A 17,736-nucleotide genomic window follows, 5' to 3' on the forward strand; every position below is an offset into this window, starting at 1 on the left:
CTGCAGGTGTGATATGAACTTTTTCAGCACGCAAAATATTCTGCTCCACATTCCGCTGGGCGTTGGCGGCTATGACCTCTCCTGGATTGAGGCGGTAGGGACGCTGGCGGGACTGCTCTGCATCTGGCTCGCCAGTCAGGAGAAAGTAATTAACTATCCCTTCGGGCTGGTGAACGTTACGCTCTTTGCAGTGATCTTCTTTCAGATTCAGCTCTATGCCAGCCTGCTGCTGCAGCTGTTCTTCTTTGCCGCCAATCTCTATGGCTGGTACGCCTGGAGCCGTCAGACCCCCGATAATCAGGCGCTGCTGAAAATTCGCTGGCTACCGCTGCCAAAAGCGCTGGGCTGGGCAGCGGCCTGCGTGATAGCTATTGCGCTGCTGACGCGCTATATCGATCCGGTGTTCGCTTTCCTGACGCGTATGGCGGTCTGGCTGATGAACGCGCTGGGCCTGCAGGTCGTTCTGCCCGAGCTGCAGCCCGATGCGTTTCCTTTCTGGGATGCCACCATGACGGTGCTTTCGGTAGTGGCAATGATTCTGATGACGCGCAAGTATGTGGAAAACTGGCTGCTGTGGGTAGTGATTGATGTGATCAGCGTAATGATTTTTGCCCGCCAGGGCGTGTATGCCATGACGCTGGAGTATGTAATCCTGACGCTGATTGCCCTTAATGGCTCACGCCTGTGGATAGTCAGCGCGCGCAAGCAGGGCTCGCACGCGCTCTCTTCTTAGTGGTGGTGCCCGTGATGATGAGCATCTTCCCCGCTGGCGGCGAAACAGAGCGCGCAGTCCGGGCCGGTGCAGGGCTGGTACTCCATCTGTACCGTGGCATGCTCAATCTGATAGTGCTGATGAAGATAGTGATGGATGCGCTGCAGCAGCGCATCATGATCGTAAGGCGGGATCACCTGCACATGCAGCGTCAGCACCGGTTTTTCGCCCACCTGCCAGAGATGCACATGGTGTACGTTACGCACTTCGGGAATGTTCAGGGTCAAATCGCGCTTCAGCTTCGTCACATTAACGGAAACGGGGGCCCCTTCCAGCAATTCGTGCAGACTTTCACGCAGCAACGACCAGCCGCTACGCAATACCAGCAGCGAGACCAGCAGCGATAAAATGGGGTCGATGGCTGTCCAGCCGGTCAGCATGATGATCACGGCGGCCGCGATCGCCCCCAGCGAACCGAGCAGATCGCCCAGCACATGCAAGGCGGCGGCACGGACATTGAGGTTCTTTTCAGCGCTGCCGCGGTGCAGCAGCCAGAACGCGAACAGATTCGCCAGCAGACCGGCAATCGCAATCCCCAGCATCAGACCACCCGCTACAGGTTGCGGCTGCCAGAAACGGCGCAGCGCTTCCCAGACAATCAGGACCGTAATTCCCAGCAGCGCGAGCGCATTAACAAAAGCGGCCAGCGTCGTCAGACGCAACAGGCCAAAGGTGTGACGCGCATTGGGTTTCCGTTGCGCGAACTGTACCGCCAGCAGCGCCATCAGCAGGGCGGCGGCATCGGTGAGCATATGTCCGGCATCCGCCAGTAACGCCAGCGAGCCGGAGAGCCAGCCGCCAATCACTTCTGCCAGCATAAACAGCGCCGTTACGCCAAAGGCAGCGGCCAGTCGGGTACGATTTCCATTATTTTCCGCGTGATGATGTGTATGGGCCATAAGTTTCCAGTTTTGCCAGCAACCTGTGGGTTAATGATATCAGCAATTCCCGCGCTTCAGGCGCGTCCTGATGCTGTTTCGCTTTATCGGCCAGCTGCTGGCTCAGAGCTGCGCCTTCGGCAATGCCCAGTAGCAGCCAGCTGCTTTTCATATGGTGGGCGGCGCGCGCCAGCGCTGGCCAGTTTTGGGTAGCATGCGCCTGGTCAATCGCCTGGCTGTCACTGCTCAGTGTTTCACGCAGGGTTGTGCGCAGCCGGGCAATATACTTCTCATTATGCTGCCCCAGAGCCGAGATATTCTCTGCTATTCCGGCCAGGGGATCGGGAAAATGCGCCGCCAGCACGCGGGCAATATCCTGCAGCGCCAGCGGCTTGGTCAGTATCACTTCATCCACCAGTAGCCTGTCAGCAAAACGCAACTGCGCATCCGCTGAGCAGAGCACGCGTAACGAGCGATGCCTGCGCTGACGGTGGCGACGGCGCAAAATCCGCAGCAGCAGCGGCCCGTCCGGACGCGGCATCATCTGGTCAATCACCAGCAGATCGTAAGGGCGGTCGGCATCGGCGCGCAGCAGCGCCTTACCGGCGGCAAAACAGTCGGCCTGAATAGCGAATTGCGCCAGCTGCTGCTGCATCACCAGCAGGTTTGCCGGATGATCGTCAACGATCGCCGCACGCAGCGCGGGATAGCGCGGCCATGTCGTCGCGGCTGCTTCTGACATCGCCTCGCTGTCGGCAAGCTGCAGGGGCAGCGTTACGGTCACACGTGTGCCGATCCCCGGCGTGGAGTGCAGCGTAATATCGCCCCCATGTGCTGCACAATCTCACGGCAGATAAACAGTCCCAGACCGCTCCCCTGCACCGAGAGCCGTTTGCCGGAGGGCGCCTGATACCACGGATCGAACAATTTCGGCTGCTCGTCCGCAGGAATACCGCTGCCGCTGTCACTGATTTCCAGTCTGATGTGCTGCGTCACCGCCAGCGTCAGGCGTATTTCGCCCGTCTGAGTAAATTTCAGGGCGTTGGTGATCAGGTTATTCGTGATCTGCTGCAGGCGATCGGCATCAATCAGGATCCTGTCCGGCAGCGGTGTCAGCGCCTCTACCCGCAGCTGCGGCCCCGCTTCACGCATCAGCGGATGATAAAAACGCTGCAGCTGTGCCAGCCACTGCGGAAGATCCAGTGGGCGGGGCGCCAGATTAAAGGTCTGGCTCTCGATGCGCGCATGATCCTGCAAATCGTTCAGCAAAGTGAGCAGTGAGCGGGCGCTGCTGTGCAGCAGGGCAAGATTAGCGCTGCTGTTTTGCTGTTTTTCCAGTTCCAGTAGCCCCAGGATCGCCTGCATCGGGGTGCGCAGTTCATGACTGACGGTAGCAAGAAACTGGCTTTTCATGCGATTGGCCTGCTCCGCCTGTTCCCGCTGCACCCGTTCACGCCGCTGCTGCAGATAGCGACGTACCAGCAGGATGAGTAAAACCAGGATCGCTATCCCCGCCAGTATCAGCACAATAGCGGGCAGGGAGCGCATCGCCATTTCGCTGCCCGGCTGCGGTGGCATCGCCCAGTTATCACGCATCTGGCGCTGCGTTTCCGGCGGGATTTGCTGCAGGCCTTTATTCACGATGTCACGCAGCAACGGCTGGGAGGGGGCCACCCCGATGGCGATCGGCCAGGCGATATCGCTGGCGACAAAAGCCAGATGGATACGATCCGGATAGCGGCCGGCGATGCGCCAGCGTGCCGAGAGCACATTATCGGACAGCGCATCGATCTGGCCGCTTATCAGCGCGTCGTACAGCGTGCGGCGATCGTTGAACAACTGCACGCGGGCGTCAGGCGGCAGCAGCTGTTGCGCCTGGTCTGCACGCAATATGCCGATACGCTTGTCCTGCAGATCGCGCCAGTGCAGCAGCGGGAGGCGGTCGGTGCTGTAAATGCCCCACAGGGCGCGCCAGACAGGTAGTGTGGCGCTTTGCATCCCTTCGCCGGTTAACGGCTGCACCAGTTGCAGCAGGACCTGTTGTTGCTCTAACAGCGCACTGGCCTGCTGCGGGTTATCTACCCAGCGCGGCGTGAAACGCAGACCGGTGCTCTGGCCAATGGCATTTAACAGATCGACGCCGTAACCGCGCGCCTGGCCGCTGGCGTCGCGGTAGCTCCAGGGATAGTTATCACTCTCTGCCGCGTAGAAGATCTGCGGATGGGCGCTCAGCCACTGGCGTTCCATGGCGGTAAGCGGCAACGTTTGGGTGTCCTGATAGCGGGGCAGCGGGGCGCTCCAGCGCCCCTGAATCGCGTTGACCAGCTCCAGCGGCAGCTGACGCAGGCTGCGGTTCAGCCAGTCAATCAGCGCCGGATTTTGCGCGGCGGCGTGCAGGCTCTGCGCGCCCAGGTCGGCAGCAGAGGCCAGCTGATAGATTTGTCCCTGCTGTAACTGACTGAGCAGAAAACTGGCGCTGGTTTCGTCTGCCACCACATAATCATTCTGCTGATTGAGTAGCGTATAGAGCGCCTGCAAATCGCTCTCATACTCGCGCCAGTGATGACCTGCGCGCCGCGTCGCGGGCAGCCGCTCCAGGGTTTCCCGACCGATTGCCAGCCGGGCGTCGCGGCTGTTAAACATCACGGCGCGCTGGTTTGCCCGGTTGCGGTAGATGCGTAGCGGACTGCTGTACCAGCTGTCACTCAGCAGGATACCGGAGGGTAGGTCCCCAGGCGTCAGGGTCAGGAGAAAATCGAGTTCACCCCGCTGTAGCGCGGCCAGCTGCTGCGCCTCATCGGGAAAAAGCCGGACGGAGAACTGAACGCCGGTGAGCTGACTCAGGGCCGCCAGATAGTCGGCGGTAATGCCGTAGAGGTCGCTACCCACGCGCATCGCCCAGGGGGCGTTACTGGCGGCCAGTACGCCAACTATGCGCTGTTGTCCATGGTGCTGATCCTGCAGCGGCATCATTACCGGCAGCGTAACGCTGCTGACCGGTCGGTAGTCAGCATACACGCTCAGGGTGCATAACAGGCAGAGCGCCCACAGCCAGCGTATCACTGTTGCGCTTTCCAGAGCGCGGCCAGCTCCACCACCGAGCGGGCACCCGTTTTTTCCAGAATATTCTTTTTGTGGGTACTGACGGTTTTATTGCTGATATGCAGCTGCCCGGCGATCTGCAGGTTAGAGAGCCCGCTGGCCAGCAGGGCCAGCACCTGACGCTCTTTGCCGGTTAAAGGCAGCGGCGACGCGGCCTCCACGCCGGGCGGGAACGCCGTCTGACCGCCCAGCACCGCCAGGATAGCGCTTAACAGCTGGTTCATACTCTGGCTTTTAATCACATACCCCGCCGCGCCCAGCGCCCGGGCAGTACCTATATAGTGCTGGGTCTGCTGAGCGGAATAGATCAGAACGGGGCAGGGCTCTTCGCGCGCCTTCAGACGTCGCAGCAGCTCCAGCCCGTCACTGTCGGGCAGACCGATATCCAGCACGATAAGATCGATGCGCTGTTGCAGCAGCAACTGGCGCGCGGCGGCTTCGCTGTTAGCGGAAAACAAACGCAGCGGAACCGGTGACTTGTCGAGGGCCGCTTCCAGCGCTACTTCTACCAGCGGATGATCATCGATGAGTAACAGTGAGGCCATGAAAAAATCTCTGAATATTTCATCGGCTCAGCATAACGGAAAAGCGGGCAGGGAAAAATAAAGGAGAGCTCAGGCTCTCCTTTATTTATACAGAAAGGGATAATTACTGCGTGGTACCGTCGGTCTGGGTATTCACGTCGCTGCCGGTGCCAGTCTGCACCTTACGGTTAATATCCGGGCATTTGCCATCTTTACACTGGCTGTTCTGATGCATGTCATCAGCCGACATATTATCCATGCTGCCTGAAGACGTAGCGCCGCTGTTAGTATTGGTACCGCTATTATTAATCTGGCTGTTATCCACATTATTCGGTGGCAGGTTCTGTTTTGCGCCACCCGCTGCGGCACCCGCATCGGCTGCCTGGTTGGCAGTACCGTTATTTGAGCTGGTAGCCATGGCCGCACCGCTGCCTAAAGTCATCGCTGCTGTCAGAAAAATCATTGCAAACTTATTCATCATTATGCTCCTGTTAATTAATGATAGTTGCCGTTTCAAAACCGGTGGGGCAGTTTTGACCAGACAGGAGGTGTGACGGAATAAAATCCCGCCAGGTTAGCGCTGTCTGAATAAAAATAAGGTAAGACACATTCTCCTCAGTGCTTACCGTTAAAAGTTTAGTGCAAAGGGCGATAAGTGCAAATTTTAAACATACCTTTACGCTGAAGAGCTAATTTACACCACCTCGCTGAAGGGCTACATTGTGCAGGATGTGCCTGAGCGCATCGGGCCAATAATGATATGGACAGAGTATGAATTACCAGAATGATGATTTACGCATCAGGGAGATCAAAGAGCTGCTCCCTCCTGTTGCCTTGTTAGAAAAATATCCCGCCAGCAGCAACGCGGCACAAACCGTTTTTCAGGCCCGCCAGGCTATTCACCAGATTCTGCACGGTGAAGATGACCGCTTACTGGTGGTGATCGGTCCCTGCTCGATTCACGACCCGGAAGCCGCCAAAGAGTACGCGACACGCCTGCTGGCGCTACGTAAGGAGCTGAAAGGCGAGCTGGAAGTGGTGATGCGCGTCTACTTTGAAAAGCCGCGTACCACTGTCGGCTGGAAAGGACTGATCAACGATCCCTGGATGGACGGCAGCTATCAAATCAACGAAGGTTTGCGTATTGCCCGTAAACTGCTGCTGGATATCAACGATACCGGCCTGCCGACCGCGGGCGAATTCCTCGATATGATCACGCCGCAATATGTCGCAGATTTGATGAGCTGGGGCGCAATTGGGGCTCGTACCACCGAATCGCAGGTGCATCGTGAACTCGCTTCCGGTCTTTCCTGCCCGGTAGGTTTCAAAAACGGCACCGATGGCACCATTAAAGTGGCGATTGATGCCATTAATGCCGCCAGTGCGCCGCACTGCTTCCTCTCCGTCACCAAATATGGTCATTCTGCCATTGTCGAAACCAGCGGCAATGAAGATTGCCATATCATCCTGCGTGGCGGCAAAGAGCCCAACTACAGCGCACACCACGTCAGCGCGGTGAAAACCGGTCTGGAGAAAGCGGGTCTGCGCCCGCAGGTGATGATCGACTTCAGCCACGCCAACAGCAGCAAGCAGTTCCAGAAGCAGCTGGTGGTGGCGGACGATGTGGCGCAGCAGATTGCTGGCGGCGAACATGGCATTACCGGTGTGATGCTGGAAAGCCATCTGGTGGAAGGCAACCAGAGCCTGGAGAGCGGCGAACCGCTGGTCTATGGTAAGAGCGTCACTGATGCCTGCATTGGCTGGGAGGATACCGTGAAGGTGTTGCGCCAGCTGGCTGATGCGGTAAAAGCGCGTCGCGGCTAAAAACGCAGCGCAGAAAAAAGGCCAGACAATGTCTGGCCTTTTTGCATTTCAGCGACGGCTTACTTTGCTTTACCCTGGTTAGCCACGGCTGCCGCTTTCGCTTCGATTTCAGCCTGGTCGCCCAGATAGTAACGTTTGACAGGCTTGAAGTTTTCATCGAACTCATACACCAGCGGTACGCCGGTCGGGATGTTCAGCTCGAGGATCTCTTCTTCGCTCATGTTATCCAGATATTTCACCAGCGCACGCAGGGAGTTACCGTGCGCGGCGACGATCACTTTCTCACCGCTCTTGATGCGCGGCAGGATAGATTCATTCCAGAAAGGGATCACGCGATCGATGGTCAGGGCCAGGCTCTCGGTGGTCGGCAACTGTTCGGCGCTCAGTTTCGCATAACGTGGGTCGTGGCCCGGGAAACGCTCATCGTTGCGATCCAGTTCTGGTGGGGTCACGGCAAAGCCACGACGCCACTGTTTTACCTGCTCGTCGCCATATTTTTCTGCGGTTTCCGCTTTGTTCAGGCCCTGAAGCGCACCGTAGTGACGCTCATTCAGGCGCCAGGTTTTTTCCACCGGCAGCCAGGCTTGATCCAGCTCGTCCAGCACACTCCACAGGGTGTGGATAGCGCGCTTCAGCACGGAGGTATAGGCGAAATCGAAAGTGAATCCCTCTTTCTTCAGCAGCTGACCTGCTGCTTTGGCTTCGCTGCGGCCTTTCTCAGAAAGATCCACATCGTACCATCCGGTAAAGCGGTTTTCGTTGTTCCACTGGCTTTCGCCGTGGCGCACCAGAACCAGCTTAGTTACAGCCATAGCTTAACTCCTTAATGCTCTAATGTTTCTATGATAATGGAAACCACGCGCTTGCCGACAAGGGACGGCAAATCGATAGTGCCTTACCATAGCGGAAAACCTGGCACCGCGTAAGCCTGTGTCGTACGCAGTGCGTGTTTTTCATCCCGTTTCTCAGCCCGCGGTGAAGCAATAACGTGTCACAGACTGATAGGTTTCACCTGGCTGCAGCCAGCAGTCCGGCTGCGGCCATTCAGGGTGATTCGGCGAATCCGGCAGAAATTCACTCTCCAGCGCAATGCCCTGAAAAGCAGTATAGCTCTCATGCTCGCGCGCACGGGTACCTGCCAGGTAATTCCCCGAATAGAACTGCAGCGCAGGCGCAGAGGTGAACACCGTCAGCTGCAGCTTGCCATCTGCTGACCACAGCTGCGCGGCTGGCTGGCTGGCATCCCCGGCGTTGTTGAGCAGAAAAGCGTGATCGTAACCCTGCACCGCTTGCTGATCCTCATCGCTAAGGAAATCCTGCGCCACCACTTTCGGCTGGCGGAAATCGAAGCTGGTGCCTGCTACCGCTTTCAACGGCGCATTGGGAATGCCTTCGCTGTCTACCGGCAGATAGTGATCGGCCTGCAGTTGTAAACGATGCTGGCGCGCATCGCCATGATTTGCGTCAAGGTTAAAATAGGCGTGATTGGTAAGGTTCACCGGACAGGCTTTATCGGTCTGCGCCGCAAAGCGAACAGACAACCCATTGTCATCATCCAGCTGATAATGCAGATCGACGATCAGCGTGCCCGGATATCCCTGATCGCCATCAGGCGAATCGAGGCGATAGTGCACGGCATTCTCGCTCTGGCTGACAATCTGCCAGCGACGCTTGTCGAACCCTTCCGGCCCGCCATGCAGCTGATGCGCGCCCTGATTGGCCGTCAGCTGAATATCGCCGCGCTGCAGCCGGGCGCCAGCGATGCGGTTGGCATAGCGACCTACCGTGGCTCCCAGATAGGCGGTCTGATGCAGATAATCGGAAGGCGTGGCGCAGCCCAGCAGCGTCTCACGCACCGTACCATCCTGCAGCGGCACGCGGGCGGAAAGCCAGGTGGCGCCCCAGTCCATAAAGGTTGCGACCATGCCGTTGCGGTTACGTAATACCGTGATGCGCCAGGGCTGACCGTCCGGCGCCAGCGATTGTGCGTCGTTTAACATTGTCCCGCTCCTTCTGATGCTTTACATACCCAGAAGCTCTCTTTCAGGCCGGTTTGCGCTTCATAACGTTCCGCTACCGCCGCTTTGACTTCATCCACCAGATCCAGCGGCATCAGCGCCACCACGCAGCCGCCAAAGCCGCCGCCGGTCATGCGCACGCCGCCACGATCGCCAATCACCGATTTGACGATCTCAACCAGGGTGTCGATGGGCGGCACGGTGATTTCAAAGTCATCACGCATTGAAGCGTGCGATTCGGCCATCAGTTCGCCCATGCGTTTCAGATCGCCCTTGCTTAAGGCGTCGGCCGCCTCCAGGGTACGGGCATTTTCCGTCAGCACATGGCGCACACGCTTCGCCACCTGCGGATCGAGTTCGTGCTCAACCGCCTGAAACTGTGCGATGTCCACATCGCGCAATGCTGGCTGGGCAAAAAAGCGCGCGCCGGTTTCACACTGCTCACGACGGGTATTGTATTCGCTGCCCACCAGGCTGCGGCGGAAGTTGGAGTTGATGATCACGACCGCGATATCAGACGGCATCGGCACCGGACGGGTGCTCAGCGAGCGGCAATCCAACAGCATGGCATGATCTTTTTTACCCAGCGCGGAGATCAGCTGATCCATAATGCCGCAGTTACAGCCAACGAACTGGTTTTCCGCTTCCTGACCATTCAGCGCGATCTCCGCGCCATCCAGCGGCAGATGGTAAAGCTGCTGGAACAGCGTGCCCACCGCCACTTCCAGCGAGGCGGAGGAGCTGAGGCCCGCGCCCTGTGGTACGTTGCCGCTGATCACCATATCCGCGCCGCCAAATGCCGGGTTGCGCTGCTGCAGATGTTTCACCACGCCGCGTACATAGTTTGCCCACATCGGCTTCCGCACGCTCATGATCGGCGCATCCAGCGAGAACTGATCTTCAGCATTGTCGTAATCGGCCGCGATCACCCGTACCTGACGATCATCGCGCTTCGCACAGCTGATTACGGTCTGGTAGTCGATGGCGCAGGGCAGCACAAAACCATCGTTGTAGTCGGTATGTTCGCCAATCAGGTTGACACGGCCCGGCGCCTGAATGGTATGGGTTGGCTGATAGCCAAACTTTTCGGTGAAAATCTGTTGAGTGGTGCTTTTCAGAGTCATGCTTTAGCCTCGCGGAAATGGACAGCGCTGACAGAACGCAGACGTTCTGCCGCCTGTTCCGCCGTTAAATCACGTTGGGTTTCAGCCAGCATCTCGTAGCCAACCATAAATTTGCGCACGGTTGCCGAACGCAGCAACGGCGGGTAGAAATGGGCATGCAGCTGCCAGTGATCGTTCGCTTCGCCGTTAAAAGGCGCGCCGTGCCAGCCCATAGAGTAGGGGAAGGCGCACTGGAACAGGTTATCGTAACGGCTGGTGAGCTGTTTCAACGCCAGCGCCAGATCCTGACGCTGCGCTTCATTGAGATCGGTTAAGCGTTTGATATGCGCTTTCGGCAGCAGCAGGGTTTCAAACGGCCAGGCAGCCCACCAGGGCACTACCGCCAGCCAGTGTTCAGTTTCAACCACGGTGCGGCTGCCGTCCTGCAGCTCACGCGCCACGTAATCCACCAGCATCGGCGAGCCTTTCTGTGCATAGTAGCTGCGCTGATGATCGTCTTCACGCTGCGCTTCATTGGGCAGAAAACTGTTCGCCCAGACCTGACCATGAGGATGGGGGTTGGAGCAGCCCATCGCCGCCCCCTTGTTTTCAAACACCTGCACCCAGGGATAGTGACGACCGAGATCGGCGGTCTGCTGCTGCCAGGTACGCACCACTTCTTCCAGTGCGCTCAGCGACATCTCCGGCAGGGTTTTGCTGTGATCCGGTGAAAAGCAGATCACCCGGCTGGTTCCGCGCGCGCTCTCGCAGCGCATCAGCAGGTCGTCGCTCTGTGGCGCGGCGGGCGTATCGGTCATCAGCGCAGCAAAATCGTTGGTGAACACATAAGTGCCGCTGTAATCAGGGTTTTTATCTCCGGTAATGCGCGTGTTACCCGCGCACAGAAAACAGTCAGGATCGTGTGCCGGTAGCTGTTCCAGCGCGGGTGTCTCCTGCGCGCCTTGCCACGGACGTTTGGCCCGGTGTGGCGAGACTAAAACCCACTGATCGGTGAGCGGATTGTAGCGGCGATGCGGATGATCAACCGGATTGAATTTTTCCATGTCAGGTCCTGGTAAAGTCAGAAAGCTCAAAACGCTTCGATAAAAAATAGCATACAGACTGGCAATAAAGCGTGATCCAGTCTGGATAAATGAAATCGTTTACACAAGCGTAATAATGGTATTGGTAAGGTTTTGCAACAGATTAAAGTATAGCAGCAGGGAAAAAATGGTAGCGCTTACATTTCGGGCTGCACAGAGGAGATGGGACGTTGCGTCAGGCGACGTCCCGGAAGGTTCAGCGTACAGTTTCCTGCTGATAAAGGTAGCGATCGCCGTCCGGTATAAAGCTCAGACGGTGGGTAATGCACTGTGGCGCATCTTCCGCGTGATGGGAGACAAACAGCAGCTGCGTGCGTCCTTCGCCGATCAACACATCGACAAAGCGGCGTACCAGCTGGCGGTTGATCGGATCGAGTCCCTGTAGCGGTTCATCCAGGATCAGCAGCGTTGGATGTTTCACCAGTGCGCGGGCAATCAACACCAGGCGCTGCTGTCCCCAGGAGAGGCTGTGGAAAGGCGCATCCGCCAGCGTATTATCCATGCCGAGCAGCGCCAGCCACTGGTTAGCCAGCGCGCTCTGTCGGTCAGAAACCGCCTGATAGAGACCAATGGAATCAAAAAAGCCGGAGAGCACCACGGTACGCACATTAACGCTTACACGATAATCAAGGTGCAGGCTGCTGCTGACGTAGCCGATATGCTGTTTAATATCCCAGATGGTTTCGCCACTGCCGCGCCGGATGCCGAACAGGGTCAAATCGTTGCTGTAACCCTGAGGGTGATCGCCGGTGACCAGACTGAGCAGGGTAGATTTTCCGGCACCGTTCGGCCCGACAATCTGCCAGTGTTCACCCGCTTTCACTTCCCAGTTCAGACCGTGAATGATGGGACGATCGTTCCAGGAGACCACACCCTTGCGCAGGGTGATGCGCGGCGCGTCATCCGCCAGCGCAGGTAGCTGGTCAGGTGCATCCGCTTCCGGCAGCGCCATGCCCTGCAAACGTTCGCTGTGCGCCAGCTGCGCCACCAGCGCTTCGCCGAGAATCGTCTCACGCGGCCCGACATGCGTCAGAGTGCACTCCGCCAGTACGCCCACCTGTTCAATAAACGCGGGGATATCATCGAAGCGGTTCAGCACCAGCACCAGCGTATGCCCGTGACGATGCAGCGTCTGCAGCGTCTCCGCCAGGCTGGCGCGCGAGCTGACGTCCAGACCATCAAAAGGCTCATCAAGGATCAGCAGGTCGGGCTCAGGCATCAGCGCCTGACAGAGCAACGTTTTACGCGTTTCGCCGGTGGAGAGATATTTAAAGCGACGATCCAGCAGATGGGCGATGCCAAACCGGGCGGCCAGTTGCTGACAGCGCTGCGCATCTTTCACCTCATCCTGAATGATCTCCGCTGCGGTGCGGCCGGTGTCATCTTCGCCCTCGCTGAGCATATCGGTATTGTTTCGCTCCCACTCCCGGGTGACCAGCTTTTGTAGCTGCTCCAGTGACAGGCGCGTGGGACGGGTAAAGTCCGAGGTCAGGCTGCCGCTGAGGGCGGGCAGTTCACCGGCAAGGGCGCGCGCCAGCGATGACTTACCGCTACCGTTCGCCCCGACAAAGGCCCAGCTCTCACCGCTGCGCAGCTTCAGGTCATGCAGATTCAGGGTGCGGGTATCACTAAGACGAAACGTGCCTTGCGAAATTTGCAATAAAGCCATCTTCTGTTCCATTTTATGCATCGTAATGGCTGTTTTAACCACAGAAGATAGCGATGTCAAATGGTGAAGAAGGTCAAAGCAGAGTTGCAATGATGGCATGTTCTGCATTGAAGCCAGCGGTGACACGCATAGCGCACTGTAACTGCTGCCGCTCAACTTCCGCATTGCTCAGGGTGGCGCAGAGCGTTTCGCCGCTCTCAAGCCGGATTAAGACCTCACTCTGCGTCTCGCCCGGTTCGATAGTGGTGATCTGCCCCGACAGCTGATTATCGTACTCGCCATCGGCGCTGGTAATGTGAATCCAGGGGGCTTTGATTAGCACCAGTACCTCTTTACCGCTGTCGAGCTGCAGACGCTCGGCGCTGTGGCGGGTGAGCGCCACCCGGATACGCGTCACGCCATCCGCCAGCAACACCGCCAGATGCTGCGTAACCGGCTGATTATCGCGAGCGATAACCGTGCCAAACAGCTGGTTGCGTGCGCTGGTCTGCAGCGAGAAGCGGGCAATGGCGGCCAGCAGGCTGTCGAGCGGCAGATTATCCTGTTGCAGCACATCAAAGGCTTTTTGCTGGATTTGTTCCATCAGATGAAAAAGCTGGATTAAACGCTCTGCATAGCGCGTCAGCCGGGCGCCGCCGCCGCCTTTACCGCCGGTAGCGCGTTCCACCAGCGTCTGCTCCGCCAGCTGGTTCATCTCATTAATGGCGTCCCAGGCGCTTTTGTAGCTGATGCCCGCCAGCTTTGCGCCCTGGCTGATCGAGCCGGTTTCCTGAATGCGTGCCAGCAAGGCGATGCGGCGCGGATCGGCAAACAGCTTCTGCTGCAATCGGATATTAAGGGAGATTTCGGCCTGCATATCAGCTCCGGAAAAAGGGTTTCGCAGAGTGTAAGTTCTGCCAGCCGCCACGTCACGCCGTCGGGCAGGAAATGTAAAAGCACAAAAAGGCGAGTGCACTTTTTTCCTCAGCCGTTACAATCACTTTTTTATCGAGAGTGAGGCTCCCATGCTGGAACTGCTTAAAAGCCTGGCCCTGGCGGTGATCATGGTGCCAGTAGTAATGGCGATTATGCTTGGACTTATCTACGGTCTGGGTGAAGTCTTTAACGTCATCTCCAAATTTGGTCGTCGTGACGATCGCCCCGCGAATTCATCGCGCTGATTTTATCTTCACCACGCCTGCCGTCTGGCGGGCGTGGTTCTCTCCTGAACAATCATCCGCTCTCCGGTGACAGTTCCTGCTGACCCGGCCCGCACTCTTTTCATGCATCGCTGATAGCGCAGGTCGCTGTAAAGATCCTCTCAACCTTGTCTGTTTCGCGCCGATAAAGGGCATGACAGTGTCAGAATTATCGTTGTATCATGAAGTATATAACGAAACCCGGAGAAGACGATGTCTGTTACTTTACGCGGCTGGCGCGTTGCTGCGCTGCTGACGCTCACTTTTGCTGGTCATGCCCTGGCGGCGGAGAAAATTACCGTTTTTGCCGCAGCGTCACTCACCAATGCACTGCAGGATATTGCCCGTGATTATCAGCAGGGCAAAGAGGTGGAGATCGTCACCTCTTTCGCCTCCTCCTCGGTGCTGGCACGTCAGATAGAGCAGGGCGCGCCTGCCGCGCTGTTTATCTCTGCCGATCAGCAGTGGATGGATTATGTGATAAAAGAACAGGCGGTGGAGGTGGGGAGTCGCGTCACCTTGCTGGGCAACGATCTGGTGCTGATCGCACCGCAGGCCGCGCAGCCGCAGCCGGTCGCGATTAACGCCAGCACGCCGTGGAAAACGCTGCTGCATGGCGAGCGGCTGGCGACAGGCGATCCGGATCATGTGCCCGCAGGTCTCTACGCAAAAGAGGCGTTACAAAAACTGGGTGCCTGGGAGAGCTTGTCACCGGCGCTGGCCCGTGCCAATAATGTGCGCGCCGCGCTGGCGCTGGTCGAACGCAATGAAACTCCGTACGGCATTGTGTATGGTTCAGATGCGGTTGCCAGTAACAAAGTGGCCGTGGTCGGCGTGTTTCCCGCATCCAGCCATAAGCCGGTAGAATACCCGATGGCGATCGTGAAAGATCACAATACCCCTGCCGTCTCGGCCTTTTATCACTATCTGCAAGGGCCGCAAGCGGCAGCCATTTTTAAACGTTACGGATTTACACCTCGAACATGATGCTCAGCGATCTCGAATGGCAGGCGGTGCTGCTTAGCCTGAAAATATCGGCTATCGCCGTACTCTTTAGTCTGCCACTCGGCATCCTGATGGCCTGGGTTCTGGTACGTTGTCGTTTTCCGGGCAAAGCCCTGCTCGACAGCCTGATCCACTTGCCGCTGGTGCTGCCGCCGGTGGTGGTGGGATATCTGCTGCTGATCGCGCTGGGACGGCGCGGCTTTATTGGTGAATGGCTGTATGATCTGTTTGGCATCAGCGTCGCCTTCAGCTGGCGCGGCGCGGCGATCGCCTCGGCGGTGGTGGCGTTTCCGTTGATGGTGCGGGCGATTCGTCTGGCGCTGGAGGCGGTAGATACCCGACTGGAGCAGGCGGCGCGCACGCTGGGCGCCGGTCGCTGGCGAGTGTTTTTCACCATCACGCTGCCCTTAACGCTGCCGGGCATTATTGTCGGTACGGTGCTGGCATTTGCCCGCTCGCTGGGCGAGTTTGGTGCCACCATCACTTTTGTCTCCAATATTCCGGGCGAAACGCGCACCATCCCGCTGGCGATGTACAGCTTAATTGAAACGCCGGGGGCGGAAGCTGCCGCCGCGCGCCTGTGCGTAGTGGCAATTGCGCTGGCGCTCTGCTCGTTGCTGATCTCGGAATGGCTGACGCGCTGGGGACGTAAGCGACTGGGGGCAGCATGCTGAAGCTCGCTTTCTCGCAGCGGCTGGGCGATCACCAGCTGGAGATTAACGCCACGCTGCCCGCCAAAGGCATTACTGCCATCTTCGGGCTTTCCGGAGCAGGCAAAACCTCGCTGATTAACGCCATTGGCGGCTTAACCCGTCCTCAGCGCGGACGTATTCAGCTTAACGATCGTCTGCTGAGCGATGCGGAAAGCGGTGTTTTTCTGCCGCCGGAAAAGCGGCGCGTGGGCTACGTCTTCCAGGATGCGCGCCTGTTTCCTCACTACCGGGTGCGCGGCAATCTGAAATATGGCATGGCCGCGGCTATGAAGCCGCAGTTTAACGCACTGGTGCAGCTGCTGGGCATTGCGCCGCTGCTGGATCGCTTTCCTGTTTCTCTCTCCGGCGGGGAAAAACAGCGCGTCGCTATTGGCCGCGCCCTGCTGAGCGCGCCGGATATTCTGCTGATGGATGAGCCGCTGGCGTCGCTGGATCTGCCGCGCAAGCGCGAGCTGATGCCCTATCTGCAAAAGCTGGCGCAGCAGGTGGATATTCCTGTGCTTTACGTTTCTCACAGTCTGGAGGAGATCCTGCAGCTGGCGGATAATGTGCTGGTGCTGGATAACGGCCAGGTGAAAGCGTGCGGGCCGCTGGAGCAAGTGTGGAGCAGCAGCGCGATGCGCCCCTGGCTGCCACGCAGCGAGTTGAGCAGCGTGCTGCGCGTGCAGGTGCTGGAGCATCATCCCGACTATCCGATGTCCGCGCTGTTGCTCGGCGACCAGCATATCTGGGTGAACCGGGTTAGCCAGCCGGTCAAAACGCCGCTGCGTATTCGTATCCAGTCCGCCGATGTGTCGCTGGCGCTGCAACAGCCGCAGAACAGTTCGATCCGCAACATCTTACCGGCGCAGGTGGTGGAGCTGATTGAGGTGAATGATCAGATTGAAGTGAAGCTGCGCATTGGCAACAGTGAACTGTGGGCGCGCATTTCGCCCTGGGCGCGGGATGAACTGGGCATTCGGCCTGGCCTATGGCTTTATGCCCAGATTAAAAGTGTCTCGGTGACGGCCTGATCAGAGCACTTCTTTATAGATGGTCTCGGCGATGCCTGGCTCCAGATTAGTGCCGATCACGCGTTTCGCACGCGCTTTGATGGCATCGTCGGCATTACCCATCGCCACGCCCAGCCCTACGCTCTCCAGCATGCTGAGATCGTTATAGTTATCACCAAACGCCAGCACGTTATCCATAGCGAGGCCCTGGCTGGCGACCCACTGCGCCAGGCGCCTGCCTTTGCTGTTGCCGCGCTGAGCAATATCCACCTGGTCATGCCATGACCACTCACAGGCCAGCCCCAGCTCCTGTTCTACGCTGCTGGCAAACTGCTGCAGCGCGCGCGTGTCGGGATGGGAGAGGGCGAATTTCCAGATCGCACCCGCATCCCGCGCCGCCTGCGCCAGATCCGGCACCTGAATAAAGGCGGGGCGCTGGTGCTCGGGTAAGGATTGAGCCCAGTTCAGCGTCCGCATCACATGACCGGTCGGCGTCTGATACAGCATGGCATCGTCCACATACAGCAGACCGTGAATCGCCTGCTCGTCCAGCATCTCAATCACGCGCAGCGCCTGATCTTGTCCCAGCGGATCGGCAGACAACACCTTTTTATTATGGTAATCATACAGATAGCTACCGTTGCAGCAGATAGCTGGCGTATCAAGCTGCAGCGCCTGATAAAAAGGGTGAATGGCGCAGTGATGACGACCTGTCACGATGATCACCTTAACGCCAGCCTGCTGCGCGCGTGCCAGTGCGGCGAGCGATTCGGGTAAAATGGTTTTACCGGGCGTCAGCAGTGTGCCGTCCAGGTCGAGGGCGATAACACGATAGCTCATTAATCATTCCAGTCG

16 protein-coding genes and 1 pseudogene are annotated in these 17,736 nt (G+C 58.1%); 6 read left to right on the forward strand and 11 right to left on the reverse strand.

Going from position 1 to position 17,736, the window contains the following annotated elements:
- Nucleotides 1-13: 13 nt before the first annotated feature.
- Nucleotides 14-733 (forward strand): nicotinamide riboside transporter PnuC, encoded by a 720-nt coding sequence (pnuC, locus tag E0E17_RS12880; RefSeq protein WP_130834438.1) that lies wholly within the window; start codon nt 14-16, stop codon nt 731-733.
- On the opposite strand, the gene zitB is transcribed toward pnuC, so the two are convergent.
- From zitB to E0E17_RS12900, 4 genes and pseudogenes are all read right to left on the reverse strand, one after another.
- Nucleotides 730-1,671 carry a CDF family zinc transporter ZitB gene (zitB, locus tag E0E17_RS12885; protein ID WP_130834439.1) on the reverse strand — a complete coding sequence of 314 codons (942 nt, stop codon included), beginning with the start codon at nt 1,669-1,671 and terminating at the stop codon, nt 730-732. The genes pnuC and zitB overlap by 4 nt on opposite strands.
- A pseudogene (locus E0E17_RS12890) lies at nt 1,640-4,728 on the reverse strand (ATP-binding protein). Before E0E17_RS12890 ends, zitB begins: the two are co-directional and overlap by 32 nt.
- On the reverse strand, nt 4,710-5,297 hold the full coding sequence (locus E0E17_RS12895; RefSeq protein ID WP_130834440.1) for a response regulator transcription factor: 588 nt from the start codon (nt 5,295-5,297) through the stop codon (nt 4,710-4,712). Before E0E17_RS12895 ends, E0E17_RS12890 begins: the two are co-directional and overlap by 19 nt.
- A 103-nt stretch (nt 5,298-5,400) precedes the next feature.
- On the reverse strand, nt 5,401-5,757 hold the full coding sequence (locus E0E17_RS12900) for a YbgS-like family protein (protein WP_272940793.1): 357 nt from the start codon (nt 5,755-5,757) through the stop codon (nt 5,401-5,403).
- A gap of 290 nt (nt 5,758-6,047) precedes the next feature.
- On the opposite strand from E0E17_RS12900, the gene aroG reads away from it, so the two are divergent.
- On the forward strand, nt 6,048-7,100 hold the full coding sequence (aroG, locus tag E0E17_RS12905) for a 3-deoxy-7-phosphoheptulonate synthase AroG (RefSeq protein WP_130834441.1): 1,053 nt from the start codon (nt 6,048-6,050) through the stop codon (nt 7,098-7,100).
- A 59-nt stretch (nt 7,101-7,159) separates the two neighbouring features.
- Here the strand turns inward: aroG and gpmA are convergent, their stop codons facing one another.
- From gpmA to modE, 6 genes are all read right to left on the reverse strand, one after another.
- A complete protein-coding gene (gene gpmA, locus E0E17_RS12910; RefSeq protein ID WP_130834442.1) occupies nt 7,160-7,912 on the reverse strand; it encodes a 2,3-diphosphoglycerate-dependent phosphoglycerate mutase in 753 nt (250 codons plus the stop codon).
- Nucleotides 7,913-8,065: 153 nt separating this feature from the next.
- On the reverse strand, nt 8,066-9,100 hold the full coding sequence (gene galM / locus E0E17_RS12915; protein ID WP_130834443.1) for a galactose-1-epimerase: 1,035 nt from the start codon (nt 9,098-9,100) through the stop codon (nt 8,066-8,068).
- Nucleotides 9,094-10,242 (reverse strand): galactokinase, encoded by a 1,149-nt coding sequence (gene galK / locus E0E17_RS12920; RefSeq protein WP_130834444.1) that lies wholly within the window; start codon nt 10,240-10,242, stop codon nt 9,094-9,096. Before galK ends, galM begins: the two co-directional genes overlap by 7 nt.
- Nucleotides 10,239-11,285: a galactose-1-phosphate uridylyltransferase gene (gene galT, locus E0E17_RS12925; protein WP_130834445.1), complete on the reverse strand. Its 1,047-nt coding sequence runs from the start codon at nt 11,283-11,285 to the stop codon at nt 10,239-10,241. The genes galK and galT overlap by 4 nt, the downstream gene beginning before the upstream one ends.
- Nucleotides 11,286-11,520: 235 nt before the next feature.
- Entirely contained in the window at nt 11,521-12,993 is a 1,473-nt protein-coding gene (gene modF, locus E0E17_RS12930) for a molybdate ABC transporter ATP-binding protein ModF (protein WP_130834446.1), read from the reverse strand.
- Nucleotides 12,994-13,066: 73 nt separating this feature from the next.
- Complete coding sequence (modE, locus tag E0E17_RS12935; protein WP_130834447.1) at nt 13,067-13,849, reverse strand: molybdenum-dependent transcriptional regulator; 783 nt, start codon at nt 13,847-13,849, stop codon at nt 13,067-13,069.
- 148 nt (nt 13,850-13,997) lie between these two features.
- Here modE and E0E17_RS12940 point away from each other — a divergent pair, with 148 nt between their 5' ends.
- The 4 genes from E0E17_RS12940 (at nt 13,998) to modC (ending at nt 16,902) form a co-directional block, all read left to right on the forward strand.
- A complete protein-coding gene (locus E0E17_RS12940; RefSeq protein ID WP_130834448.1) occupies nt 13,998-14,153 on the forward strand; it encodes an AcrZ family multidrug efflux pump-associated protein in 156 nt (51 codons plus the stop codon).
- A 231-nt stretch (nt 14,154-14,384) separates the two neighbouring features.
- Nucleotides 14,385-15,158 carry a molybdate ABC transporter substrate-binding protein gene (gene modA / locus E0E17_RS12945; protein WP_130834449.1) on the forward strand — a complete coding sequence of 258 codons (774 nt, stop codon included), beginning with the start codon at nt 14,385-14,387 and terminating at the stop codon, nt 15,156-15,158.
- Complete coding sequence (modB, locus tag E0E17_RS12950) at nt 15,155-15,850, forward strand: molybdate ABC transporter permease subunit (protein WP_130834450.1); 696 nt, start codon at nt 15,155-15,157, stop codon at nt 15,848-15,850. Before modA ends, modB begins: the two co-directional genes overlap by 4 nt.
- On the forward strand, nt 15,844-16,902 hold the full coding sequence (gene modC / locus E0E17_RS12955) for a molybdenum ABC transporter ATP-binding protein ModC (RefSeq protein WP_130834451.1): 1,059 nt from the start codon (nt 15,844-15,846) through the stop codon (nt 16,900-16,902). The genes modB and modC overlap by 7 nt, the downstream gene beginning before the upstream one ends.
- Here the strand turns inward: modC and E0E17_RS12960 are convergent, their stop codons facing one another.
- Nucleotides 16,903-17,721 carry a pyridoxal phosphatase gene (locus E0E17_RS12960; protein WP_130834452.1) on the reverse strand — a complete coding sequence of 273 codons (819 nt, stop codon included), beginning with the start codon at nt 17,719-17,721 and terminating at the stop codon, nt 16,903-16,905.
- Nucleotides 17,722-17,736 lie beyond the last annotated feature (15 nt).

Source organism: [Erwinia] mediterraneensis (assembly GCF_900604315.1).
GTDB lineage: Bacteria > Pseudomonadota > Gammaproteobacteria > Enterobacterales > Enterobacteriaceae > Pantoea > Pantoea mediterraneensis_A.

What these genes read in the sequence shown, in the direction of transcription:
- pnuC (WP_130834438.1), top strand. Translation starts at nt 14, where the DNA reads ATGAACTTTTTCAGCACGCAAAATATTCTGCTCCACATTCCGCTGGGC.
- zitB (WP_130834439.1), bottom strand. Translation starts at nt 1,671, where the DNA reads ATGGCCCATACACATCATCACGCGGAAAATAATGGAAATCGTACCCGA.
- E0E17_RS12895 (WP_130834440.1), bottom strand. Translation starts at nt 5,297, where the DNA reads ATGGCCTCACTGTTACTCATCGATGATCATCCGCTGGTAGAAGTAGCG.
- E0E17_RS12900 (WP_272940793.1), bottom strand. Translation starts at nt 5,757, where the DNA reads ATGATGAATAAGTTTGCAATGATTTTTCTGACAGCAGCGATGACTTTA.
- aroG (WP_130834441.1), top strand. Translation starts at nt 6,048, where the DNA reads ATGAATTACCAGAATGATGATTTACGCATCAGGGAGATCAAAGAGCTG.
- gpmA (WP_130834442.1), bottom strand. Translation starts at nt 7,912, where the DNA reads ATGGCTGTAACTAAGCTGGTTCTGGTGCGCCACGGCGAAAGCCAGTGG.
- galM (WP_130834443.1), bottom strand. Translation starts at nt 9,100, where the DNA reads ATGTTAAACGACGCACAATCGCTGGCGCCGGACGGTCAGCCCTGGCGC.
- galK (WP_130834444.1), bottom strand. Translation starts at nt 10,242, where the DNA reads ATGACTCTGAAAAGCACCACTCAACAGATTTTCACCGAAAAGTTTGGC.
- galT (WP_130834445.1), bottom strand. Translation starts at nt 11,285, where the DNA reads ATGGAAAAATTCAATCCGGTTGATCATCCGCATCGCCGCTACAATCCG.
- modF (WP_130834446.1), bottom strand. Translation starts at nt 12,993, where the DNA reads ATGGCTTTATTGCAAATTTCGCAAGGCACGTTTCGTCTTAGTGATACC.
- modE (WP_130834447.1), bottom strand. Translation starts at nt 13,849, where the DNA reads ATGCAGGCCGAAATCTCCCTTAATATCCGATTGCAGCAGAAGCTGTTT.
- E0E17_RS12940 (WP_130834448.1), top strand. Translation starts at nt 13,998, where the DNA reads ATGCTGGAACTGCTTAAAAGCCTGGCCCTGGCGGTGATCATGGTGCCA.
- modA (WP_130834449.1), top strand. Translation starts at nt 14,385, where the DNA reads ATGTCTGTTACTTTACGCGGCTGGCGCGTTGCTGCGCTGCTGACGCTC.
- modB (WP_130834450.1), top strand. Translation starts at nt 15,155, where the DNA reads ATGATGCTCAGCGATCTCGAATGGCAGGCGGTGCTGCTTAGCCTGAAA.
- modC (WP_130834451.1), top strand. Translation starts at nt 15,844, where the DNA reads ATGCTGAAGCTCGCTTTCTCGCAGCGGCTGGGCGATCACCAGCTGGAG.
- E0E17_RS12960 (WP_130834452.1), bottom strand. Translation starts at nt 17,721, where the DNA reads ATGAGCTATCGTGTTATCGCCCTCGACCTGGACGGCACACTGCTGACG.